This is a genomic window from Bacillus sp. SJ-10 (assembly GCF_002843505.1).
GTDB classification, from domain to species: domain Bacteria; phylum Bacillota; class Bacilli; order Bacillales; family Bacillaceae; genus Bacillus; species Bacillus velezensis.
Map to the genome: position 1 here is coordinate 2,513,660 of NZ_CP025258.1, position 24,548 is coordinate 2,538,207.

General features: G+C 41.7%; 29 protein-coding genes. All 29 read left to right on the forward strand.

What is annotated here, in order from left to right:
• Positions 1-3: 3 nt before the first annotated feature.
• The gene (locus tag CXL14_RS20190; RefSeq protein ID WP_162918043.1) at positions 4-168 is read left to right on the forward strand and encodes a hypothetical protein; all 165 of its coding nucleotides are present in this window, start codon (positions 4-6) and stop codon (positions 166-168) included.
• Between the two features lie 82 nt (positions 169-250).
• Positions 251-454, forward strand: coding sequence for an XtrA/YqaO family protein (locus CXL14_RS12790; RefSeq protein WP_025852610.1), 204 nt, complete (start codon positions 251-253; stop codon positions 452-454).
• A 35-nt stretch (positions 455-489) separates the two neighbouring features.
• Complete coding sequence (locus CXL14_RS12795) at positions 490-747, forward strand: hypothetical protein (RefSeq protein ID WP_101287836.1); 258 nt, start codon at positions 490-492, stop codon at positions 745-747.
• A 162-nt stretch (positions 748-909) separates the two neighbouring features.
• The gene (locus tag CXL14_RS12800; RefSeq protein ID WP_025852606.1) at positions 910-1,575 is read left to right on the forward strand and encodes a hypothetical protein; all 666 of its coding nucleotides are present in this window, start codon (positions 910-912) and stop codon (positions 1,573-1,575) included.
• A gap of 250 nt (positions 1,576-1,825) precedes the next feature.
• Positions 1,826-2,011, forward strand: coding sequence for a hypothetical protein (locus tag CXL14_RS12805; protein ID WP_088056589.1), 186 nt, complete (start codon positions 1,826-1,828; stop codon positions 2,009-2,011).
• Between the two features lie 19 nt (positions 2,012-2,030).
• Positions 2,031-2,546 carry a sigma-70 family RNA polymerase sigma factor gene (locus CXL14_RS12810; protein ID WP_088056588.1) on the forward strand — a complete coding sequence of 172 codons (516 nt, stop codon included), beginning with the start codon at positions 2,031-2,033 and terminating at the stop codon, positions 2,544-2,546.
• Between the two features lie 63 nt (positions 2,547-2,609).
• On the forward strand, positions 2,610-3,593 hold the full coding sequence (locus tag CXL14_RS12815) for a DUF6731 family protein (RefSeq protein ID WP_088056587.1): 984 nt from the start codon (positions 2,610-2,612) through the stop codon (positions 3,591-3,593).
• A 15-nt stretch (positions 3,594-3,608) separates the two neighbouring features.
• Positions 3,609-4,118: a hypothetical protein gene (locus tag CXL14_RS12820; RefSeq protein WP_088056586.1), complete on the forward strand. Its 510-nt coding sequence runs from the start codon at positions 3,609-3,611 to the stop codon at positions 4,116-4,118.
• A 122-nt stretch (positions 4,119-4,240) separates the two neighbouring features.
• Positions 4,241-4,390, forward strand: a complete 150-nt coding sequence (locus CXL14_RS20195) for a hypothetical protein (RefSeq protein ID WP_162839616.1) — start codon at positions 4,241-4,243, stop codon at positions 4,388-4,390.
• 263 nt (positions 4,391-4,653) lie between these two features.
• Positions 4,654-4,866, forward strand: a complete 213-nt coding sequence (locus CXL14_RS12830) for a helix-turn-helix domain-containing protein (protein ID WP_088056584.1) — start codon at positions 4,654-4,656, stop codon at positions 4,864-4,866.
• Positions 4,867-5,002: 136 nt separating this feature from the next.
• Complete coding sequence (locus CXL14_RS12835) at positions 5,003-5,209, forward strand: hypothetical protein (RefSeq protein WP_088056583.1); 207 nt, start codon at positions 5,003-5,005, stop codon at positions 5,207-5,209.
• A gap of 305 nt (positions 5,210-5,514) precedes the next feature.
• Positions 5,515-5,880 carry an HNH endonuclease gene (locus CXL14_RS12840; protein WP_088056582.1) on the forward strand — a complete coding sequence of 122 codons (366 nt, stop codon included), beginning with the start codon at positions 5,515-5,517 and terminating at the stop codon, positions 5,878-5,880.
• Positions 5,881-6,105: 225 nt separating this feature from the next.
• A complete protein-coding gene (locus CXL14_RS12850) occupies positions 6,106-6,621 on the forward strand; it encodes a phage terminase small subunit P27 family (RefSeq protein WP_014418201.1) in 516 nt (171 codons plus the stop codon).
• Entirely contained in the window at positions 6,618-8,327 is a 1,710-nt protein-coding gene (locus CXL14_RS12855; RefSeq protein ID WP_014418200.1) for a terminase large subunit, read from the forward strand. Before CXL14_RS12850 ends, CXL14_RS12855 begins: the two co-directional genes overlap by 4 nt.
• 13 nt (positions 8,328-8,340) lie before the next feature.
• Positions 8,341-8,511 carry a hypothetical protein gene (locus tag CXL14_RS20200; protein ID WP_014418199.1) on the forward strand — a complete coding sequence of 57 codons (171 nt, stop codon included), beginning with the start codon at positions 8,341-8,343 and terminating at the stop codon, positions 8,509-8,511.
• Positions 8,512-8,515: 4 nt separating this feature from the next.
• The gene (locus CXL14_RS12860) at positions 8,516-9,796 is read left to right on the forward strand and encodes a phage portal protein (RefSeq protein ID WP_014418198.1); all 1,281 of its coding nucleotides are present in this window, start codon (positions 8,516-8,518) and stop codon (positions 9,794-9,796) included.
• A complete protein-coding gene (locus CXL14_RS12865) occupies positions 9,759-10,385 on the forward strand; it encodes an HK97 family phage prohead protease (protein WP_014418197.1) in 627 nt (208 codons plus the stop codon). The genes CXL14_RS12860 and CXL14_RS12865 overlap by 38 nt, the downstream gene beginning before the upstream one ends.
• 38 nt (positions 10,386-10,423) lie before the next feature.
• Positions 10,424-11,716, forward strand: coding sequence for a phage major capsid protein (locus CXL14_RS12870; protein ID WP_014418196.1), 1,293 nt, complete (start codon positions 10,424-10,426; stop codon positions 11,714-11,716).
• Positions 11,717-11,738: 22 nt separating this feature from the next.
• The gene (locus tag CXL14_RS12875) at positions 11,739-12,218 is read left to right on the forward strand and encodes a collagen-like protein (RefSeq protein WP_014418195.1); all 480 of its coding nucleotides are present in this window, start codon (positions 11,739-11,741) and stop codon (positions 12,216-12,218) included.
• 17 nt (positions 12,219-12,235) lie between these two features.
• Positions 12,236-12,538 (forward strand): head-tail connector protein, encoded by a 303-nt coding sequence (locus tag CXL14_RS12880; protein ID WP_014418194.1) that lies wholly within the window; start codon positions 12,236-12,238, stop codon positions 12,536-12,538.
• Entirely contained in the window at positions 12,528-12,845 is a 318-nt protein-coding gene (locus tag CXL14_RS12885) for a phage head closure protein (RefSeq protein WP_014418193.1), read from the forward strand. The genes CXL14_RS12880 and CXL14_RS12885 overlap by 11 nt, the downstream gene beginning before the upstream one ends.
• Positions 12,842-13,240 (forward strand): HK97-gp10 family putative phage morphogenesis protein, encoded by a 399-nt coding sequence (locus CXL14_RS12890; RefSeq protein WP_014418192.1) that lies wholly within the window; start codon positions 12,842-12,844, stop codon positions 13,238-13,240. Before CXL14_RS12885 ends, CXL14_RS12890 begins: the two co-directional genes overlap by 4 nt.
• Positions 13,237-13,620, forward strand: coding sequence for a tail completion protein gp17 (gene gp17, locus CXL14_RS12895; protein WP_014418191.1), 384 nt, complete (start codon positions 13,237-13,239; stop codon positions 13,618-13,620). The genes CXL14_RS12890 and gp17 overlap by 4 nt, the downstream gene beginning before the upstream one ends.
• 14 nt (positions 13,621-13,634) lie before the next feature.
• Complete coding sequence (locus tag CXL14_RS12900) at positions 13,635-14,243, forward strand: major tail protein (protein WP_014418190.1); 609 nt, start codon at positions 13,635-13,637, stop codon at positions 14,241-14,243.
• Positions 14,244-14,308: 65 nt separating this feature from the next.
• Complete coding sequence (gene gpG / locus CXL14_RS12905; RefSeq protein ID WP_014418189.1) at positions 14,309-14,686, forward strand: phage tail assembly chaperone G; 378 nt, start codon at positions 14,309-14,311, stop codon at positions 14,684-14,686.
• A 197-nt stretch (positions 14,687-14,883) separates the two neighbouring features.
• Positions 14,884-19,371 carry a phage tail tape measure protein gene (locus tag CXL14_RS12910; RefSeq protein ID WP_014418188.1) on the forward strand — a complete coding sequence of 1,496 codons (4,488 nt, stop codon included), beginning with the start codon at positions 14,884-14,886 and terminating at the stop codon, positions 19,369-19,371.
• Positions 19,365-20,204 (forward strand): phage tail family protein, encoded by an 840-nt coding sequence (locus tag CXL14_RS12915; RefSeq protein ID WP_014418187.1) that lies wholly within the window; start codon positions 19,365-19,367, stop codon positions 20,202-20,204. Before CXL14_RS12910 ends, CXL14_RS12915 begins: the two co-directional genes overlap by 7 nt.
• Positions 20,205-20,218: 14 nt before the next feature.
• Entirely contained in the window at positions 20,219-21,922 is a 1,704-nt protein-coding gene (locus CXL14_RS12920; RefSeq protein ID WP_014418186.1) for a phage tail spike protein, read from the forward strand.
• A gap of 53 nt (positions 21,923-21,975) precedes the next feature.
• On the forward strand, positions 21,976-24,540 hold the full coding sequence (locus CXL14_RS12925; RefSeq protein WP_014418185.1) for a peptidase G2 autoproteolytic cleavage domain-containing protein: 2,565 nt from the start codon (positions 21,976-21,978) through the stop codon (positions 24,538-24,540).
• Positions 24,541-24,548: the final 8 nt, after the last annotated feature.

The following is a 24,548-nucleotide window of genomic DNA, read 5'->3' on the forward strand; positions in this document are numbered from 1 at the left end:
AACATGCAAGAAAACAACAACAATCCTTACGTACCAGGACCGGTAAAGGAATGGAAGATGACGCCGGAAGAACTGGCAGCATATGTCGAAAAACATCCGATCATATACCGAGAGGAACTAAAGCCGTCTCCGGCGTTCACAATGAGCGGCTGGGAAAATCCGTACTAAGGATATAAAAAAACACCGAAGCTTATGCCTCAGTGCTTATGATTCGAATTGGTACTTCTATCATAGCACAGGAGGAGTCTAGGTGTACAACCCCAAAGAAATTAAAAATCATGAAGGAAGTATTCAGCAAAGTATGGAGCCTGGGAAAATCCGTATCATCGTTTTAGATGGTACTGAAGGAACAGCGCATGTATTGGATGTCCCAGAGCACGGAAAGACCATCATCCAAACCTCAAAAGGCAGCTTTGCACGAGTCGATCACGAAATAGGGTTCAAGGTGAAATAAAACGAATGTAATTATTCAGCAAAGGGGTTTTTGAATTGATGCCATTACAAGTCAAATTACAACGTGTCGTCAAAGCAACGAAAGATGAAGCGATGACCGTCGAACAGGCAGCAGAATATTTGAAAGTTCCCAAACAATATATACCGGTCCTTGTAGCGCGTTCAGATGATTTAAAGATGATTGGTGATGAAACAATTATTGCAAAACGGGATAAAATGAATAGTCGGTTGATATGCACGGTAGTTGTGGTTGTGTTCTTTATAATCTCTGTCCTGCCGGGGATAGAGGGATGAAAGGATGAAAAGCAAAATATATCAGTGATTTGTAAAAATAACATCCGTCAAAGTGACCCAAAAGTAAAGGGGATGGATGGTTTCTTTTCTGAATGAACAAACGAAAATATTATGAAATTTTTTCATAATATAGTATGATTTATTTTAAAAAGGTTGTTGAAAATGGATTGGATAACGAATCCCTGGATTGTTAGTTTAATAACTGCAATAGTAAGTACTTTTATTGTAAATTCCCTAACAAAGTTTTTTGGAAGAAAAGATTATATTAAAAGAGTTAACAGAGCTAATAATCAAATAATTAATACTTTGAAAGATTTTATATCAGAGGGAGAAAATCCTTCTTTACCTCTTTTGGAGTCACTATCCGCTGCCAATGCTAAATCAAATAAAGTTAAACAACATAGTTTGTATAGCATTGATGATATTTTAGATCTTCTTATTAAAGATATTTCCGAAACTAATTTTCTTTCTATAGATCAGAAAATCGAAATATCTAACAACTTATTAGATCTTAAGAGGGATATTAAAACAAAACAAGATGAAGAATTGGAGTTTAAGCCAATTATAACTGACAAAGGCATAATTACATTTGATAAAGGAATAAAGCAAATTAAAGAAATGGATAAAATAAAAAGAAACATGACTACTACTTCATTGATTTATATAGCTTGTCTAATTAGTTATATGACAATAATGAAATATCCAAAGTTATCTGGTTTTTTTCAGAATAACCTGTCAATGATTAAAGATATTTCGATTGCCATAGTAGTTATAGTCCTAATAAGCTTTATGATTAAATTTGGTTATAGTAAGACTTTAAAAAAGTAAAAAAAAAATTTATAGTCCAAGACGGAAAGCCTGCGGACACTGATCATTGCACAAATTACTGTGCTCTGATTGGTGTCCGTTTTTTATTTGTCCAGGGGAACGACATGAAACAGGAATGAAAAAGCCTAATAAAAAACGCATAGGAGTTGTTCTGGACGACTTTTAGCGACGATGAAGGCCCAAAAAAGCAAATATTCGGACGAGGCAAGAACGGACCATTTAAAACAGAAAGAATAAGGGGAGTTTTAGGATGAAATACGGATTCGCTTATAAGCACGGAAAGCTTGTAAATATCTTTTGCGGCAGAGAAGAGCTCTATAACGAGTTGAAAACCTTCTTGGTCAAAACCTTCAACTTAAGAGTTTCAGAGGTATCTAGACGCCAGTATATTGCTGAACAAAAAAATAATAATTGGAACGATACATATTCATTTTGAGGCAAAGGAATGATGAAAAGTGCAAGATTTAATCATTGAATATAAAAGATCGTTAAAAGAAGCAAGAAAGATATACCGGTCATTAACGGAAACACCGGAAGTTGAAATGACGGCTGAACAAAAGAACGATAAGAAGATAATCAGTAGCATGATCAGCGATATTGAATTCACTCTCGAATGGCTGCAGAACGGAAGACAGCCCGGCGCCCGCCGAGGTGCTGACAGAAGAGATGCATATCAAAGGACGATTCTTGCTGATCCGCGCTTAATTGATGCGCTGCCGGAAGAATATGCAATCGTTCAAGAAGCTGAGGGAGAGGTAAGTGATTGGGATAAGGAAAGAATCTCTGACGCCCTTTCCGTGCTCACAGAAAGAGAAAAAGACATATTCATGATGCATGCTGTGCAAAACATGTCATTCGAAGAGATAGCGCAGTTATTGGGGATTAAAAAAGGAACCGTGCAGAAGAACATCGAACGTTCCCGTCTAAAAATGAAAAATCGAGCAGAAAAAAGTATTTTGTGTTTAGCATAAGTTTCATTAAAAGTTATTTAATTCCTGTCGATGTTATAATTATATCGAAAGGGGAGATAAATTATGGCAAGAAAGTATGTTCGTTTTAATTATTTTGAAGTACAATTAGTTCCAGCTGACCTAGCAGTTAGAGCTGAATTAAATCCAGAAGATGGGGTAATAAATCACGCTGCTGATTTATGGAATATGCAACCCTTTTTGGATTACCTGATGGTTAATTCGGAAACTTTTAGAACTACAGTTCCAGTGGGTGATGAGTACGCTGAAATTGAAAAAGATACTTACACTTTTGATGAAAGAAGAAATATCTACAGTTTTCAACTATCAAAATTGAGAGAAAATAACATACCCTCAAAAAAGAGGTTTGGGGAGATAAAAGAAAATATTTTGCTTGAGCAGGATGAGTATATTGGAGAATTCATTAGTTTTATTTACGATAATGAATTAAATGCTGCTATAGTTCAGTCTAATTTATATGGACTAACAATTGCCCAGACAGAAAATGTACTAACTCAATTAAGATTCAGATATTTAGATACACTAGGGAATACTGAAGATACTCCTTTGATTGTCAAACTTGTTCCAGTTATTGATGGCTCGAAAGTCAGAAGATTAATGGAGGCAGATTTTTATAAAAAGATTAGAATTAAGTGTGCAGATGTTATGTTGGATGCTGGTTTGAATGAGAATAGTTTACTGAGCGAAACACGTCGTTTATTAGGAGAGAGTGCTGGCGTGACAGCTGAGTTAACTATTTCTTTGGGTAGGAGTGAAAAAACGGCATCTCTTGATGAAGATGTTATTAGAAGAACTTTAAGAGCTTTTGAACAGACTGGCGAGCGAAATCGGCCGACAATTGAGCTTACAGCACTACAAAATGAAGAAGCAGAAGTTGAGACAGTAAATTTAGTTGAGCCAAGATTGTCAGATCGTATAAGTATAGAAGTACGTCCAAGGCAAACGGTAGCCCACGAATATTTATACCAATCCTTTATCGAAACTTATGATAGAAGGCGTGGTGATGTTAGACGTGTCTTGAGAAGATAACGAGGTGATTTATTTATGAGTGAGCAGCGGACCAGGTTAACTAATTTGTTGCATAAATTAGAGGATATTTGGGTTAAATATAACATTGTGATTTGTATTATATTGGGTATTTTAACTGGGGTACTTAGTTATCTAAACTGGGTAGTGAATCTAAAAAGTAATGGTTCAAATATTATTACTTTTGCATCTATTGTTATTGGGGTTATGGGTGTTTTTCTTAGCTTATTAATTTCTTTGCAGGGAAGCTCAGTCTTTTCAAGGCTTACTGAATACAACCCTTACCTACAGAAAAAGATATATACAAATTTAAGAACTCAAATATACTATGCTCTAATTGTGGTTATCTGTTCAATTATTGTAAATAGCTTACCTGAGATTTGTAATAACATTCTTAAAGCTGTAATTGATGGAGTATGGTTTATATTTATTTGGTTGATGACATTAGGTTCTTTCTATTCAGTGAAATTAATTACCGACCTAATAGTGAAAAATTTTAACAATCCTCCTCGAAACAGCAGGCAATAGGACTTAGTCCTTTATAAAAACCCCTTTCATACGGGGTTTTTTTGTTTTGAATTTGGTTTTTATATTGACGGTGGTAAATATAAGTGTTATAATTAAAGTATCGAAAGGAGGTGTTAACGAGCATGGAAATCGTTGAATTCATCCTTAGGGATACAGCTTGGTTAGTCGGAATTCTCGTTGGGATTACGACACTGATCAAGAACATCAAAGACCTAAAGGGTGATAAAAACAAAAAACGACGTTCTCCCGCCAAGAAGAAACGTCGCAAATAAACCCACGAGGGGAATTACTTCCCCTCCTTGTATTATAACATCTTAATGGGTCTTAAACAAAACCATTAAAATTCCATGCTCGGAGATAATGAAAAAAATATTAGACTCAACAACACTGTTATTTTTCGTCTTGTTCTGCTTACAATTTTCTCGTATGGACTTTAACAACCTGACTGTACTGGACATAATATCGATAGTGCTGGCAGTTATCTGGCTCACGCTGACGATTATAAACTTAGTTATGAAATGGAGGAATTCAAAGGATGGATAAGTTTGTATTTAGTGATGTCGAAGAATTGAGAGAGTTCCTTGATAAAGAAGTCATAACCACCTCGGAAGCGATTGAAATTATCGGGTGCACTCGTCAAAACCTTAAACAGCTAGTTGATCATGGGACATTGAAACCAATCAAAACAACGAATAGAGATCGTCTTTTCTTAAGAAAAGATATTACGGCTTATAAAAAGAAACGTTAATTGCAACTATAATAAAATGATGCTTTTTCGTCTTACGGTTGCCACCTATTTATAAAGGGCTTTCGTTCGACAAATTTTGCGAATGGTTCCTATCGCCTACTCCTTAACCGATAATAAGGTGGGAGGTGAGAAAGCTATGGAAACTAAAAAAATTTATGATTACTGCGTTCACAAAATTAATGGCACGCTAAGTGATAAAACCCCTCTACTTGAACTTGAAGAGCACTTGAATTTACAAGGTGAAGATGGATTCAGACTTGTATGTGCAATACCGCAAGTATATGAAGGTACTACAGAATCGACAGTATTGATATTTGAATCAGAAGATGAAGAAATGAGATAAGAGTAAATTTTGTTTAAGCATCCTTCGGGGTGCTTTTTATATTCCCTGTAAACTGATTCCGGTAAATCTCAAGGAGACAATTGGCGGCTAACGGCTTGAGTACGGTGTCGGTTTAGAGGGAATGTAAGGAGGTTGCATGATGGGATTCATAGCACAGTATGGAGAGAGCATAGAAAAAGAGATGCAGACATGTAAGGGCATAAATATGGCGGGACAGAATGAAAGGATATTGAGGGAATCAATGTATATGAACTTTAATTCTTTTTGGCATTCACACCGAAACAAAGGAATAAGGATGTAAGTTCATGCCGCCCAAGCCCCTAAAGGAATGTGCCGCCCGTGGTTGCCGTGCCCTTACTCGGGATAAGTACTGTGATGCACACAAGACACAACAACAAGAAGAAACAAAACATTACAACAAACATTCAAGAAACAAAACAATAACAAGTTTTTATAAATCAACTGAATGGAAACGAACAAGACAACTTGCTTTGATGCGAGACAATTATCTCTGTCAGCATTGTTTGAAAGCGCATTGCTTCACTCCGGCTGACATGGTGCATCATATAGTGGAAGTAAAGCAAGATTGGTCGAAACGATTGGATATAAAGAACCTTGAAAGCTTGTGTAATGCCTGTCATAACAAGGCTCATGGCAGTAAAGTCAAGTGACCACCCCCCTAACAAATCTCTCGAAGGGAAACGAACGGAGAACGGCGATCCCCCTTCTGTAAACAAACACCGCTTTTCAAAGTTCCGAAAACAGCAGAAAGCCCCCTCGGCGAATTTGCCGAGAGGGCTTGATACGACTGGTTTTATGATTGATTTCATCGTATCACGATTTATGAAAAAAACAAGCAAAAAACGTACTTTTTTGAAAAGAAATGAGGTGAAAACATGCCGAGACCTGCTAAATCTGCAACACTTCAATTAATCCAAGGTAATCCCAACAAAAAGAATACGGATGAGCTGGCTGCCCGTGCTGAGCACGAAAAAAAGATAAAAATGCGCTCCGACAATATTAAAGCGCCACCTTGGTTAAATAAAATTGCGAAAAAAGAATTTAAAAGGGTTGCTGCTTTGTTATCTGAGGTGGAGATTATTACTGAAGCAGATATCAGCATGTTGGCCGCCTATTGTAATGCATACTCTCAGTATATTTCCATTTCAGAAATCATTGAAAAAGATGGGATTATGGTGCATACCGAGGGACAGGATGAGGATGGAAATCCTATTCAGTTGATTGGTGAAGAGCATCCGTTATTGAAGCGGCAAAAGAATTACTATGATCAAATGAAATCAGCTGCGAATGATTTCGGCCTTACGCCATCTGCCCGAGCAAAACTCGCGATTACCCGAACACAGGAGGAGCGAGAAAAGACGGCTGCAGAAAAGGAGTTTGGTAATGTATGAAGACAATAAAACAATTTCTTATTGATTACTCACGCGACGTTATATCGGGTGAGATTGTCGCATGTGAAAAACATGTATGGGCTTGTCAGCGTTTTTTAAATGATATCAGCCGGGAAGGTACCAGAGAGTTTCCGTACGTCTTTGATGATGAGAAAGCGCGTCGCTTTCTTTACTGGATGACACAATTCAAGCATACGAAAGGGCCGTTGCAAGGTGAAAATATTGTGCCGGAGCCTATTCAAATATTTATTTTCGGCAATGTGTACGGGTGGGTGCATAAGGATAACGGCTATCGACGCTTTAAAAAAGTGTATTGGCAGGTTGGCCGTAAAAACACAAAAACACAAAGCCTGGCATGTGTTGGATCCTATGAGGCAATGGCTAACGACGAATACATGTCCGAGGTTTACATAGGTGCAACAAAAACGGAACAGGCGAAAATCTGTTGGAACGAAATTAAAGCACAGATTATGCAAAGTGACCTTTTGAATAAGCCGGAGAAGAAATACCGAATTGCTTACGGTAAGATTGAACATCCCAAAACACAGTCAAAAATAGAGGCGCTTTCGAAAGATGCAGGTAAAACGGGGGACGGGTTCAACCCGCAATGCGGCATCATCGATGAATATCACGCCCATAAAACTTCAGAGATTTACGATGTACTCGCTTCTGGTATGGCTGCTCGTGCTCAACCGTTAATGATGATTATTACGACAGCAGGGTTTGAGCTAAATAATCCCGCCTATCGTGTGGAATACGATTACGTTTCACGTATACTGGATCCCAATAAAGTTGAGCAAAATGAAAAGTATTTTGTGATGATTAATGAATTAGATAAAGACGATGACATTAAAGATGAGCGCAATTGGATAAAAGCAAACCCTATTGTGGCAGCTAACGAACACGGGCTGAATTATTTGCGTGGAGAATTGGAAGTAGCGCTTGCTGTGCCGGAGAAGATGAGAAATTTCATGACAAAGAATATGAACATTTGGGTTAATATGCGCGAGAATGGTTATATGGATATGCAAGCTTGGGCGGATTGCGGTTCGGATGAATTTCCTGAGCTGAAGAACCGAGAATGTTATGTCGGCATTGACTTGTCAAAAACGATTGATTTAACCGCCGCATCTTTCATCTTCCCGTTAGATGACGGCAGTTTTGCTGTCGATAGTCATGGATTTATGCCGGAGGATACATTCCATGAGCGGATGAACACGGATAAGGTCCCTTATGATGTATGGGAGAAAAAGAACTGGTTAACAACAACAGATGGTGCTGTCGTCGATTACGATTATATCAGAGCGTATATTAAGAAAATGGAGAAGGAACATGGCTGGCGCATCAAGGAAATTGGATACGATCCATATAACGCTACTCAGTTCGCTCAGCAAATGGAGGCAGACGGATATGTAATGGTTGAAATCCGCCAAGGGGTGGCAACTCTCTCAGAGCCGACCAAAGACTTCAGAGCAAAGGTCAAGTCTAAAAAAATCATACACCCGAAAAATGATCTTCTAACTTGGGCAATGGGGAACACTGTAACAAAAGTGGATGCTCAAGAGAACATCATGCTGGATAAATCAAAATCAACCCAACGGATTGACCCGGCCGCCGCGCTTGTGAATGCGTATGTACGGGCTTCTCAAATCAATAATGAGGTTGATTTAAACGCATATATCAAGTCAGCTTCATTTTCTTTCTAAAGGTGGTGTAGAAGTGAAGAAAATACTGACAGCCATGATGCTTTTTTTAAATGATTTTCTTTTTATCATAGGTGCTGCTTTTATATTGGCAGCTGCATATCGTTTGCACACAGACATCGGTCTTGTTTTGACAGGTGTCTTTTTTATATTTTATGCACTGCTGCTCAGTAAGAAAAGGAGGTGATTAATTGTTTTTGGAAGGGCTGTTTTCTAAGAGATCAAATGATGAAGAGCCTTGGGGCCTCGCAAATCCTCCTGATTGGATTATAGATATGTTCGGCGGCTCAAAAACAGCTAGCGGTGAACGTGTCAGTGAATCAACGGCACTCATCCATCCGGATGTTTTTTCGTGTATAAATGTTTTGTCTGATGACATTGCGAAGCTTGCCGTCCATACATTCAAAAAAAAGCAAGGAAATATTATAAGCAGTATGGATCATCCTGTTGCCCAATTGCTTTATCTAAAGCCGAATCAATACATGACGGCTTTTACTTGGAAAAAGCTCATGATGACTCATGCTTGTACGTGGGGGAATGCCTATTCTTATATAAAAACAGATCGGAATGGCTTTATAACAGCTCTATTGCCATTAAACCCCGCCAATACGCAAGCCTATGTAAACCCAAACACAGGTATGCTGTGGTATGAAACTGTCATTAATTCAAAAAGTGTTGAATTGTATGCAGATGAGATCCTGCATTTCAAGGGTATGACAGAAGACGGGATCAACGGTAAGAGTCCTATCGGAGTTATAAGGGAGCATATTGGCGCGCAATCGGCTGCCACAAAATTTAATGCGAAATTATATAAAAATGATGCGACACCACGGGGAATCTTAAAAGTTCCGACTTTAATAGACGAAGATGCAAAACAGCGGGCGAGAGATGAATGGGAAAAGGTAAATGCCGGGCGGAACATTGCAATTATAGATGCCGGTCTTTCTTATGAATCAATATCTATGCCGTTGCAAGAAGCTCAGTTTGTGGAGTCTATGAAATTTAATAAGGCACAAATCGCATCTATTTTTAAAGTTCCATTGCATAAAATCAATGAGCTGGACCGGGCAACATTCAATAATATTGAACACCAATCGATTGAATACGTAAAAAACACGCTGCAGCCGTGGCTGGTTTCTTTTGAACAGGAAATTATTACGAAACTCTTTACTGATGAAGAGATTAAAGATGGGTTCTATATCAAATTCAACGTAAACAGCGAGCTGCGCGGTGATGCGAAATCTAGGGCGGAGTATTATGAAATTATGGAACGGATCAGTGCATTAAATATAAATGAAATTCGTGCTTTTGAAGAGAAAAACGCAATTGAACACGGTGATAGGCACCTTGTATCGCTTAACTATACATTCCTTGATTCATTGGAGGAGTATCAAATGAACAAATCAGGTTCCGTTAAGGGAGGTGAGGACATACATGAGCAAGGAAGTTCGCCACCTAACAACGAAGATTGAGTTGCGTTCTGCTGGTGAAGGAGAAGAGAAAAGAGATTTTATTGAGGGTTACGCCTTAAAATTTGAAAAATGGTCTGAACGTTTAGGTGGATGGTTTAAAGAAATCATCAGCCGGGATGCATTAGCTTCCACGGACCTTTCAAACGTAGTAGCGCTTTTTAATCACCGCCAGGATTATCCGTTAGCGAGAAACACCGTTTCTGGCGATGCTGGGCGGCTTGAATTAGAGACAGATGCTATTGGTCTAAAATTCCGTTTTACCCCCACAGATACGACGTATGCTAAAGATTTAATGGAGAATATCAGAAGCGGAGTCATTAATCAGTGTTCCTTCGCCTTTTCACTGAATTATAACAAGAATGAGCCGGATGAATGGCGTCATAATGATGAAGAAGATGTATATGAACGTCGAATCAATAACATCGAGCGTATTTTTGACATATCACTTGTAACAACACCTGCTTATAACGATACGGAGGCTGTGATCGGTGAACGCAGTCTAGAAAAAGTCGAACAGATTAAAGAAATGCGCGATGCGCCAATAGAAAAACTAAAAATGGAATTGGAACTTTTAGACCTAACTTTATAGGTCTATTTTTTATGTTCAAATCTAAGGAGGATACCCGAATGCCAGTAGCAATGACAAAAAAGGAACGTGAATTAAGACAAAAATTCACACAAAAGAAACAAGAGGCTTCAAATCTTTTGGAGGATGGAAAGCCTGAAGAAGCTCGCAGCATGCTTGAAGAAGCAAAAGAGCTGCAGAGTCAAATTGAATTAATGACAGAGGGTCGCAGTTTAGAACTTCCGGAGATTGGCGAGGAACGAAACTTTTCTGCAGAAATCAAAAGTGAACCGAAGAAAGAGACGGAAGATCGTAATATCTTAACAGCGACGAAAGAATACCGGGAAGCGTGGTTGAAGGTGCTAACCGGCCGCAGCCATGATCTTGAAACAGAAGAACGAAACATGATGGAACGCGTTTTGAAAGAAAACCGTTCATTATCTGCAGGCAGCGATAAAGACGGCGGCTATACAGTGCCGGATGATATTTCAAAAGAAATTTTGAAATCTATCCAGGAACTGAACTCTGTTCGTAATCTGATCCGTGTTGTTCCGAAAACTGCGCCATCCGGAAATTATACGGTTCGTAAAGGCGTTGCCGGAAAACTTTATAACACAGCGGAGAAAGAACAGATTAAAGAACTGAAGAATATGGAATTTGATCAAATTTGGTATAACGTCAAGAAATTCGCCGGAATCATGCCTGTTTCCAGTGAGTTGTTAAATGATTCATTTGTGAATTTTGTTCAAGAGATCGTGGACTGGCTGTCTGAATCAGCCGTTGTAACAGAGAATGATGAAATTTTTTATGGAGACGGCGGAGAGAAAAACGTTGAAGGTATCATTAGCAGCGGCAAATTCAAGTCTATTAAAGCGCCGTCACTCATTACGATTAAGTTTTTAAGAAAAGTGAAAAACCAAATTAAGCGCGGTTATCGACGTAACGCTGTTTGGGTGATGAATACTGAAGCGTTTGAAACCCTAGCAAATATCGAAGACAAAAACGGCCGCGGCATTTTAGCGGAGGATCCAAGGAATGAGGATAATTTCTTGCTATTTGGGCGTCCGGTTGAAATCTATGATGAAGTCCTTACGGATGATAAAACACAGAAAACACACATTCTTTTCGGCGACTTTAAACGCGGCTACTTCATGTTTGATCGTCAAAAATTTGAAATCAAATCTACAGATGTTGGCGGAGATGCCTTTCTTACGGATCAGACATATTTCCGCGGTATTGAGCGGTTCGACGGAAAAGTAGTGGATCCAGAAGCTGCAATCATTGTAACTGATCTTGTTGTTGGTGAGGATGCAAAAGTGGAAACACCTGAACAATCTGCTGATCTTGGAAACTAATACTGAAAGGATTGATTAAAAGATGGCAAAACTAAACAACATTCTAAACGAAAGTAACGGTGTGCTAACTTCAGCAAGGGATAACGGCAAAGGAACGCCGATCACTGACATTTCGGTTGCAGATAACAGCGAAGAAAATCCTCTCTATGTAAAAGGCTTAAAGGGTGATCCAGGTGAACAAGGACCAAAAGGCGATACGGGCGCCCAGGGGCCCAAAGGCGAGAAGGGAGATCCGGGTGAACAAGGACCGCAGGGGGAACCTGGTCCTGCTGGTCCGAAAGGTGAAACAGGCGAGCAAGGTCCTAAAGGCGAAAAAGGTGATCCAGCAGTTATTGGTGAGGGCAGCATTGTACATGAAATGCTTGCTGACAAATCAGTTCGCAGCAATAACATTGGAACAGGCAGCGTCATGATGGATCATCTGAACAGTGAAGTGAAGGCTGTGCTTGATGGAATGCAAAAACAAATTGATGAACTGAAATCTACCACTCCTGCAGAATGAGAGGCAGGTGATGCCAGATGACAGAAGCTGAAAAAATAGAATTAGAAAAAGCGAAAAAATTCCTCCGGGTTGATGGTGACCTGGAGGACGATTTAATTCTCGCGTTCATTGCCTCCGCAAAAGAATACATCACTTCGGCAACGGGCCTTGCTTTTCCCAATCAATCAGCCCGGGCCGCCATGTGCGTAAATGCTTTTGTGGCACATTGGTATGAGAACAGGGAAATAGCTGGTACAACATCTAATTTAGACGGTGTGCTGACCTCGTTAATCAATCAGCTGAAATATACATTGCCAGGGAGGGCGTCAGATGCTGAATGATATGCGTTACCGCATTCAATTCCAAAAAAAGAAGCCCGGCGGCCGTCTGCCTATGGAGGGAAATGATAGGTGGGAAACAGTTATTGAATGCTGGGCAAAGGTGGAGGGCTTAAAGGGCCGGGAATATTATGCTGCAGCGGCCATACAAAAAGAAAAAACAGTTCAATTTACAATCCGGCACCGTGAAGATATCAATGAGCATATGCGAATCGTTTTTCAGGGAAAAACATACGAAATTGATGCTATCTTGCCGAACTATTCGCGGCGGCATTTCATTACGATTAAAGCGAATGTGGTGAGCCGATGAACTTTGAATTGGAATTGAAAGGGTTTAGAGAGCTTGAATCTACTTTCGCTGATCTGGCCCGTAAGGATGAAAAGATTCATAAAGCAGCAGTGAAAGCCGGAGGGGCTGTTTTGGCTGCGGAAATTAATGAGGAAGCTCCACGCTCTGCCATTGGCGGAAGTCATCCGCACATTGACGATGATATTATAGTCGGCAGCCGTATCAGGCGGGACGAAGACGGAGAGATATACGCAGTTGTAGGTCCTACAAAAGATACAAAATTCCGTGTTCACTTGCCGGAATTCGGCACGCTCCATCAGGCTGCCAATCCATTTATTCACCGGAGTATGATAAAGGCGAATGGCAAGATGCTTGATGCAATGGAAAAAGTCATAAAGGCAGGCTTTAAACTGTGAATTTAGTAGAAAGATCTTCACAACTAAAAAATAAAGTATTTGAAGCGCTGGAAAAAGATCCGGCGCTTTTGATGCTGACTGGCCCTGAAAACATCTATGAACTGGCTGTGCCAGAAGGTTTGGAAAGCCAACCTCCTTACATTGTGGTTCAAGAATTAGAGTATAGAACGACTGAATGGGCAGACGGGCATCCAATTAAAGATAGCACTTTGTATCAAATTGATGTGTATCACAACCAGTCGTGTGATCCAATTATGGCAGCTATCTTGGATGTTATGGGGAAACTGGATTTTCAAACGACAGTTCTTATCAATGAATTTTTACAATCAGAGCGCCTCATCCGAAAAGGTTATCGGTTTGAGGCAAACATTTTATTATAATCGGAGGTTTTATGATGCCTGAATACAGCTCAATGGTGGGATTAGAAGGCGTTCAATACGCACCATTAAAAAAAGAAAACGGCTTGTGGGTTGCCAGCAAGATTGTCGACTATCCACATGCAATAAATGCAAAGATGGCAACTGATTCATCTACAGAAAAGCAATATGCTGATAACAAGGTAGTTGACCTTGCTGTTTCAACTGGTTCAACGAAATTAGACTTAGAGATGAGAGATGTTCCGCCAGAGCACCTTGTCAATTTGTTTGGGATAGAGGAAACCACAGATGGACTGTATTTATTTAAGAAGAATGTTACTCCGCCTTGGATTGCTATGACTTTCTTTGGTGTGAAAGCTAATGGAAAAAGACGATATGTCGGCTTAGTCCAAGGTCGGTTTACACTGCCTGATGACGACTGGAATACAAAAAAAGAAAAAGTGGACTTTCAAACTTCTAAGTTGTCAGCTGAATTTCTTGAAAGAGACCAAGATGATGTATATAAAGTGATCGCGGACGAAGATGCTCCTAATTTCGATTTAGATAAGTTTTATGAAAAAGTGTATGGCAGTGCCTATACATCATCCACTGCCGATCAAAAAACAAGTACAGATCTAGGTGCTTAACCTAGGGATTAGGGAAGCTTAAGAGCTTCCTTCCCTTTGTATTCGTATAAAAAGGAGGAGTCAACATGGCTCAAAAACATATCTCTATTAAACTATGGTTCGAAGATGAAAAGAAATTCAAAACATTTATTGCACCCCGGACCAATACAAAAACACTTCTTGAAGCATTACGATTAAATGCAGAAGCGGAAAAAACAGCGGATAATTTGGAGAAAAGCATCAAAATCCTCGAAAAACAGCTGCAATTTATTGTTGGGATATTCCGCAATCAATTTACTTATGATCAATTATTTGAGGGGCTGGAATCTTTTGAAGTGGCGAAAGAAGTGAGCCGCATTCTCTCGGAAGTTGCCGGCTATAAAGAAATTGAGGCTGCTGATCAGGATTTTTTGCCGGAACAGACGGAGAAGAATACACCTACGAGCGCGGAATCGAGCAAATAAATGAAATTTACGCCACTCTCCTGCAACAAGGGTGGAGTATGAACGCAATTGACGAGATGGACATATATCACTATTTAGAGATATTGACAGAAACCAATAAACCAGAAGAAGTGAAATTTGAAGATGTCTTCTTTTAGACGGGCTTATAGCCTGTCTTTTTTTGTTGAATCTTTGCCAGGAAAGCGGGGTGGATACATATGGCTCAACCTATAGGAAATATGGTCGTTAAGGTCGGTCTTGATGATACAGGATTTAACCGGGGTATTGAAGGCTTAAAAAGGCAGATGCGCCTGGCAAATTCAGAAATGAAGGCAGCCGGGAGCATTTATAAAAATGCTGGCAACCAATCAAAGCTCTTGCAATCACAGATGGAGGGCTTAAGCAATAAGTATAAGATTCAAGGCAGATTAGTCCAAGAACACCGTCAACGGTATGAAGAACTGGTCAGGCAGAAAGGAAAAGACAATCGAGAGACACAGATTCAAGCGCGGCGTTTGAATGATGCTATTGCGGTCCATGAGAATCTCGGAAAAGAGCTGAATAAAGTCGGCAAAGAGTTTCAAACCATGTCAGACAGCAGCAGTCGGGCTGCAGGCGTTTTTTCTGTTTTTAAAAAGGATTCAAAGAATGTATCAGAAGAGCTGAACGCTGTTTATAAATCCGCAACAGCCACAGGAAAGGCGTTAGCGGGGATTGGTGCCGCCGGAGCGCTTGGGATCGGTGCAACCGTTAAGGCCGCAGCAAGCTTCGAGAAAGATATGAGCCGTGTCGCCGCATTGGCGAACGCAACGGATGATCAAATGGCATCATTAACAGAAACAGCCCGGCATCTCGGCGCTGTCACACAGTACACGGATGGGCAAGTAGCTGAAGGCATGCAGTATTTAGCGATGGCCGGCTATAAGACGAACCAAATTATCGGTGCTATGCCCGGCTTGCTTGCAACGGCTGCCGCCGGACAAACCGACCTCGGCGTTACGGCTGATATTGTTTCTGACATCTTAACTGAATTTCATATTAAGGCAGAGGACACAAACCGTGTAGCTGATGCAATGACGTATACGTTCACGAACTCCAATGCCACTTTGCAAGAGATTGGCCAAACAATGAAATACGCGGCTCCGGCTGCTAAAACAGCAGGTGTCAGCATGGAAGAGTTGGCTGCAGCGACCGGTATTATGGCAAACAGCGGAATTAAAGCAGACATGGCCGGAACAGCCCTTCGAGCAACGCTGACCCGTTTGGCGGCTCCGCCTAAGCCGGCGGCTTCCGCAATTGAGGAATTAGGTCTGAAAGTGACGGACTCTACTGGCAAGATGCGCCCGCTGGCCGACATCATGGGACAGATCACAGAAAAGACAAAAAATTATACTGAAACAGAACAAATCCGAATCGCCAAGCAGCTTGCCGGACAGAATGCTCTATCAGGTTTTATCACACTCATGCATGCAGGGAAAGATAAACTGCAAGAATTTACAGCGGAAATAGAAAACAGCGGCGGCATTGCTGAAAAAGTAGCTGACGAGCAGATGGACAATCTGGCTGGATCTGTAGATTATCTGAAATCTGCAGCAAATAACGCCGTCATCACCATGGGAAACCAGTTTATACCGATGATCAGGGCTACTACTGATGGACTGACATCATTAGTGACATGGTTTGATTCTTTACCACACTCTGTGGCGAGCACCATCGCTATTACAGGTGGAGCAGTTACGGTATTTTCTCTTTTGGGCGGGGCTTTTCTGTTGGTACTTGGAGCTTTACCGAGGATCGCCGCAGGCTGGAATATGCTCCGCACGGCTGGAGGATATTTAACCGGTAACGTCAATCGGGCATCTGCAAGTCTCGGCGTTTATACGACTGAGGCTGTTGCGGCAGGTGCTGCATCCCGAACAGCGGCAGCTGGTATTGCGACAACTTCCACTGCGGCAACGGTAGCAGCCACCCGAATGGAAAGGCTCAACCAAACAAACGCCGTGGCAGCGACGCGAGTGGGCCGGCTGGAGCAATCGACAAATAGAAGCTCGAAAGCGATGCGCGGACTTGGCGGCGCTTCCCGTGTGGCCGGTACTGGTCTAACTCTTTTCGGCGGTCCAATCGGAACAATTGCCGGACTCGTTCTTACTTTTGCTCCTGAGCTGTTAAAGTTCGGCGCCGGAATTATCAAAACCGGATTAAATGCCGTAAAAGGGGCCGGCGGATTTATGCAACTTGCTAAAAGCGGTTTCGGTCTCTTTAACATACTCAAAAAAGGCACTGCCGTTGTCGGTCTTTTACGTGGCGGACTCGGATTGTTAGGCGGACCAGTCGGTGCGCTTATTACGGGGGTGACTCTTTTAGGTGATGCCGGGTTTAAGTATTACGACAATTTAAAGAAACGAGTGCTCCCGGCAACAATTGAATTTGGAGACGGTGTATCAAAATCCACAGCAAAAGCTGTAAACGCCTATGAAGACATGAACATAGAGGTTACTGCTAAGCTGAACACCCTGAAAGCGACCAATGCTACCATCACGAACGATATTGCAGATGACATGTCAAAGCGCTTTAAAGACATGGGAGATTCTTTGAAAAACGGATACAAAACCAGCGCTAACAATGCAACTAAAGTGCTGAAAGAATTTTATGCTTCTAATAACGAAATGTCTGACAAAGAAGAAAATAAAATCATTGGCAAAATCGATGCCTATAACAAGAAAAAACAAAAGAAAATCCAAAAGTATGTTGACAGAGTGGATGAAATTTATAGAACTGCTGCCCGTGAAAATCGGGAAACTACAGACAAAGAAAATAAAGAAATAGCTAAAATTCAAGGCGAAATGCTTGCTGAAATGGAAACTGCGCTCTCGCGAAGTAAGGCTGAGCAGATAAAGATATCTAAGAAGTTAAAAGAAGAGGCGTCTAATCTTTCTGCTAAACAAGCGGCTGCTGTTATAAAAGACAGTAACAAGGCAAAAGAAAAAACCATTAAAGCAGCTGAGAAACAACGTGATGCCGTTATTGATGCCGCGGATGAGCAGCGTTATGTAAAAGGATCAATTTCTCAAAAAGAACACGATAAAACAGTTAAAAACGCAAGGAGTCAGGCTAAAAAGACAATTAATGAAGCAGAGGAAACTCATAAAGGCGTCGTAAAGGAAGCGAAGAAGCAAGCAGAAGGGCATATTGATCAGGTTGATTGGGAAACAGGAGAAGTGCTCGGGAAATGGGATCTATTCAAAGTTGATTTGGCAACCAAAGTAAATGCCATTACTGATGGGATAAATGCATTTTTAAAATTTGTTCATGCGCCTACAATTCCAGAATGGAAACCAGCAGGGTACGATAGTCGCCAGTCTTCCACAATGCAAATCGCACCAGGATTATCCTATGCCAAGGGAACAGACTTCCACCCAGGCGGCCGGGCATTAGTCGGCGAAGAAGGATGGGAGCTTGCTCACACGCCCGGCATCGGCACTTACATTGTCGGAATGGGCGGCCCGCAAGTGTGGGATCTTCCGCGCGGCACGTCTGTTCTTCCGCACGCTCAGTCGAAAGAAGCAGCTGCCACAGGACTTCCCGGTTATGCAAATGGGGTCGGAAACTTCTTCAAGAATGCGTTTGAGGGGTCGAAAAAGCTGGTGAAAGGCGCTGTCTCTGTCGGCAAGAATGTCATTGGCAAAACGAAGGACGTCGCCTCTGACGTTATGGATATGATTATCAAAGGACCGCAAAAGATAATCAGCAGCATTTTCAAAGGAATGATCCCGTTTAAAACAGGGACCGGAATAGACGGGTTAGGGACTGGTATTCTCAAAACGCTAAAAAGCGGTGCCCTTCAATTCTTAAAAGGGGTCTTGCCGGATGTGGGATTTTTTACTGCAGATGCCTATAAAGGAGCAACCGGATCTGTCCAGGTCCAAAAATGGGTATCGGAAGCGGTCGGCATTGCTGGTGTCCCGTTTTCATGGGTTCCCGGCTTAATCACGATTGCCATGAAAGAGTCAGGAGGAAATCCGAATGCCATTAACCTTACAGATTCCAATGCAAGAGCAGGAAACCCGTCAAGGGGGTTAATGCAGACCATTCCGAGTACGTTTTCCTCTAACGCATTTCCGGGTCATAACAACATACTTAATCCGGTGGACAACATTCTGGCGGCCATTAATTACATCAAAGGGCGATATGGAGATATATCAAATCATCCCGGCTTGAAATCAATGGCGCGCGGCGGCCCGTATGTGGGGTATGCAAAGGGCGGTACATCTCCGGGGCGCGGCGGCTCCAAGCTCGCGGTCCTCAACGAACGAGGATACGATGAAACCACCATTACGAAAGATCCGGCATACCGCGAAAGGAATATCGGATTGTGGGCGCGGGTTGGGCGTGAGCTTGGCGTACTGCCTTCACTGCAAGAAGGGATGATCTCAAAGGCTTTGCTATTACTCCAAAAAGCATCCGCAGCACAGCCTGAAAATGATAGAAGTGTCAATATCGATATGACTCGGGTCGTGGAGAATCAAGAAAGGCAAATCAGTATGATGGGGCAGCAGATCGACGCTCTCCAGCAGAACATTCAGCTACTGCAACAACTGGTCTTAAAAGATAACAACACTTATATTGACGGGGCCCGAGTAGACCAAACGAGCGCTGACCGATATAGAAGAAAACAATATAGAAATGGGGGTAAGCCTGCTTGGTAAAACTATTTTTGGATTTTGATAACGGATTGGGGGAGCAGAGCCTTGACGGCTTGCTCCCTCAATTTGAAGTGTTGAGTTTTTTGGCGGAAGCGCCGGCTATCAATCGGGAAACAATCACGATCCCGCGGCGTCATGGTGTTATCTCAGCACAGCATCCACGTGATGTGACCTATTCATCAAGAAAAGTCACTGTAGAAGTATATATGAATTCAAAAATTCACAACAATTTTTATATGCTTAGGCATCAGCTCTATGCTTTATTGGTGAAGCCATTTGCCTATTATATTTCTACTGACTTATGGCCGAATCGCCGTTTCCTTGTTATGTGTGATGGGAATTTCAGCATTGCCAAAGAAAAGGAGAAAACACATGCTGTTTTTTCGGTCGAGTTTACCAATATTACCGGGATGGCAGAATCCAAACATTCAACCAAAACAGCGCAGGCTCAGTCAGGAGAGAACTGGAACATCGGTATGAACCTGCAATCGAATGACAACCTGGCCTATTATTTTAAGAATCAGAAACGTTTCTCTGTCTTTAATTCCGGAGATGTCCAAATCAATCCACTAGATCACGCGTATAACGTCCTATTGAACGCCAAGGGGAAGAATGTAACGCTAATCAATCATACTAATGGCGAGAAATTAACGATTGAACAGGAGTTGAAGAAGTCACAGCAGGTATCATTTTTAAAGCAGTACGCGCTGCTCAATAATAAACCAATAAAAACATCTGGACGTCTGCCGAATCTCGAAATTGGCTGGAATGAGTTTGAAATTCAAAATGCCGATGATTTTGTCATAGAATTTGACACACGGTTCTACTACTTGTAAGGCAGGCGGTTTATATGGCGAATACAGATTTTATTAAAGAGATTGCCGGCGACGCCCAGCAAATATATAAAAAGCACCGTATTCTCGCATCACTGATCATTGCGCAAGGATGCTTAGAAAGCGCTTGGGGCACAAGTGAATTGGCGACAAAAGGGCATAATCTTTTCGGTATGAAGGGCGAATACAACGGCCAATATGTCATTATGCAGACATGGGAAGTTATCAACGGAGAAAATGTACAAGTTCCGGCTAAATTCAGGAAGTACCCTTCATGGAAAGAATCTATACAAGACCTGGCGAACCTGTACTTGAATGGCCTTAGCTGGGACAAAAACCATTATAAAGCTGTCGTCGGGGAAACAGATTATCAGAAAGCAACTGCGGCTCTCGTCAAAGCCGGGTATGCTACCGACCCAAATTACGCAACAAAATTGAACAGCCTCATTTTCACCTATAAATTAACGAAATATGATACATCAGAAGGAGTACCAGACGAACCGAGTAATCCAGGCACACCAGATCCTGAGCCGGATATACCAAGTAAAGAATATGATGGTAAAGACATTACGCTGAATCAAAACTTGCCAAAAGACGTTTACTTCCCTCAGCTGCATGTTTCCAGCCAAGACGGAAATCAAGTGGTCGAAGTCATTGGAGCCGATCCGGATCTATTAGATGACACCACCGGAAAAAAAGATATTGAGTTTACGATCACTCGGACTGCTGATAATGGCATTGAATATGATTTGCTCATAAATGACAATATCCTTTATTTGGACGAAAAAAAATTCAACCATCAAAAATACTTTATTACGATGGTTGAGGTTGATCAGGAAAAAACACTCAGCAAGAAAGTTTCTGCAAGCCATGTTTTCGTTGCTGTTTTGAATAACCATTATGTAGAAGCGACGATCAGCGGCACACTGACTGTACGAAAAATGCTTGATTTCACATTGAAGGGGACGAAATTCTCTTACATTTTCAAAGACAAGGAAAGTGAATTTAAAAGTGTGGAGCAGGAGAATTTTGGTGATAAGTTCGCGAATGAGCTGATAAGCGAAATTGTGGAAGACTACGGCTTAGAGCTTGATGTGGATAATTACAAGATATACGTTTATAAAAAGATGGGAAAGCGTATCAATCACACTCTCGACTCTCGTTATAATATGCCCGGCATTAAAATTAAAACATCGACAGACGGCTGCTCTACCCGAGCACGGGGATACGGAGCAATAAAGGAAAACAGCAGCACCGACAGCAAAAAAACGGAGTACGTCTTTGAGCCGGTCCTTTACAAGCACCCTGACGAAAATAAGTTCCTGCTTGATGGCATGCCGCGGTGGGCTGAGCCACTGCGCGACGAGCGCTATAAAAAAGAGTCCAGCATGATGGAGGCGCTTAAAAAATACGTGAATCCTTACCCGAAAATGGAGATCGAAGTGGATTATGAATACATCTATGAGCCAAAGCTTCTTGACATACAAGATGATTTTTGGAAAGGAGACACACTTCATGTGTTGGCTGATACAGTTTATGGCGTAACCTATGAAGACGATGTCCGGCTGCTTTCCATTCAATATAAGCCCTTAAATCCATATGCAAAGCCAACATTGAACTTTGCTAATTTCCGTAAAGATATTCAGGATATCCGGATGGAGCAAGAAAAGCGATTAAAAGATCAAAAGCGTTATGTACAAAAACTGAGAATGATGATTTAGAAGCGCTCTTTTTAAGAGTGTTTTTTATTTTGTCTTGAAAGGAGAGTGACACATTGGGATTCAAGTTAATCAAGGATTATGACACCACTAGAAACGCAAGGTATATTGCTGAACAAAAAGCAGATGCTGAGACCGTTGAAAATGGATTGAATAGTCTTGAAAACGAGATAAACAGCCATAAAAAGAGCAATAAAGCCCACTCGTCGGAGCAAATTGACCATGGCGGCTTTTCTTTACGCTCATATATCGATGGTCTATATAACCGGATACGCAACCTGATTTTAAATGCTGATGGAACAAATGTAAAAGAAGTTGTGGATGCGCGGGTTGATGCTGAAGGAAATATAACTCCATTGCTCAAGGAGCGGCTGGATAAAGAGTATAACAAGCTTCTCCAAAAGATTAAACGAACCGTCAATGTAGATGACTTCGGTGCTGATCCAACCGGAGAAACCGATAGTTCAGAAGCGTTTAAAAGGGCAATTGGCACTGGTAAGGTTCGCCTCATGCTATCAGCCGGCACATATGTTGTTAAAGGAGTCAAACTTCCATCTTGGACATATATGATTGGTCAAGGTATGGGTGTCACTACACTTAAGCTCCATGAAGATACACCGGCCAGCGAGTGGGTTGTTACAAATGCTGATCATACGTTAGGGAACCGGAATATCGTTGTTGAAGGTATGTCTCTTGATTGGAATCCGGAACGTCAAGGCGGTGTAGGAGCGACTGGCGGGATACATTCAAGCTGCTTGACATTTGCGCAAGTCAAGTTCGGTATCATCCGTGAAGTTGAGGGTATTAATCCGGGGTTGCATTGCTTCGATATAACTGCACCGACATATGATATAACTGCTAAAAATTATACCGCAACTGGCAGTAAGTATATTTGGATTGACCGCTGTGTTGGCTCTGGTTATGGTGACGATGGCATTACAACACACTACAGCGAATACGTTTTCATTACACATAATGTTATGACAAACCCTACCGGGAAGGCACATCGTAAAGGTGGTGCCAATTCAAACGGTATTGAAGTAGATGATGGTTCTAAGCATGTCTGGGTGATTGATAACTATACTGAAGGTAACGTCCGCGGGGTAGAAGTTAAGGCCCATGCAGAATGGCCGGCACCTTGTAACGTCCATATTCGAGGTCATGAATCCTTTCGGGACGTCCGATCATTTGATTTGCGACACATTGGGCATCATTTAGCGACGGATCCGTGGAGTGAGACTGCACGTGATGTGACGTTAGTAGACTGCACGTCAAGAGAACCAAGGTTCAATTCGCTTTATGAAGGACTAGCTCCAAAGGCGCTAGTTGTTTCGGCATATCAGAGAGTGAAAATCATTGGTTTTACAGCGATTGGGGATCCGACATACGACTATAAAGGAGATTCAGTTATTGCATTTCAATATAAAAGTCGAAAGATAAACGTTACCAATCTTCAAGTAACTGGATTTAAAACTGCTGAATATGACATTCGGATTGTTGGCGGCGATCAACGAACAGATGATGTCTTCATTTCCGATTTTGCAAGCCATGAATCAGCACCTAACGGGATCGGAATAGGAGGCGGCGTATACAATGTAAATTTAGTTAATGGTTTACTGCACGGCTCGAATGGTATAGCGGGCATTACGTCGCCGAATACTCAAACGAACATCCTTGCAGTAAGGGCTTATGGCTATAGAAACGCGGCAGTATTAGGTGACCAAAAGCACTCTGTCGTTCCTAATAACGTTAAAGGTGGTTTCCGCGCAGCAACATCTTCCGGGCAACCACTTACGAATTACAGTGCTATCATTGCAAATACCGGATCAACAATTGCAAAGGGTGAACGAAATCTGATTGCTGGTAACGCAGGTGGAGCATCTACAGAAGGATCACGAAATGGTGTAATGTTTTCGTACGATTCGCATACGACCGGAGACGGAGCTTCTTCGGGTGTTATGTTTTCAAAGGCTACAAAGAATAGTAAATCTTATTCCCTTGCGATGGGGCACGGTGATGGCAGCGCATCAGAAGCGAATAAAAAGATTGAACTTAATGCTAAAAATGGGACTGTTCGAGCTACAGGCGCTATTGAAAGTGTGTCTAATTTAAAGGACTTAGCGGAGTATTTTGAATCTGCCGACGGCTCAAAGATTGAGGCATCTTATCTTGTTGCGTTAGAAGGCGATAAGATTCGTAAAGCTCATGTAGGGGACAAGATTCTTGGCGTTGTTTCAAAGACAGCCGGCGTTGTGCTCGGTGGAGCATCGTTTTATTGGAATGATCGTTATCTCCGCGATGAATTTGGCGGACTGGTTTATCGTGAGGTGAATGATGGAAATGAAATTCTTAAGATCCCTGTTGAAAATCCGAATTATAAGCCTGAAGCGGAATACAAACCAAGAGAGGAAAGGGACGAGTGGCATGTAATCGGTTTGATCGGTCAAGTCTTCGTTAGGATTGACGAAACGGTAACAGTCGGCGATAGTGTTTCTGCCATCCATGGTGTTGCAACAAAGGCGGAAAGCGCCGGATACGGAACTGTTATGAAAATCAAAATTCCGTTCGATGTGAAAAAAGGTTACGGGGTAGCGCAGATGCTAGTTACGCCGCAGCATTAAGGGAGGAA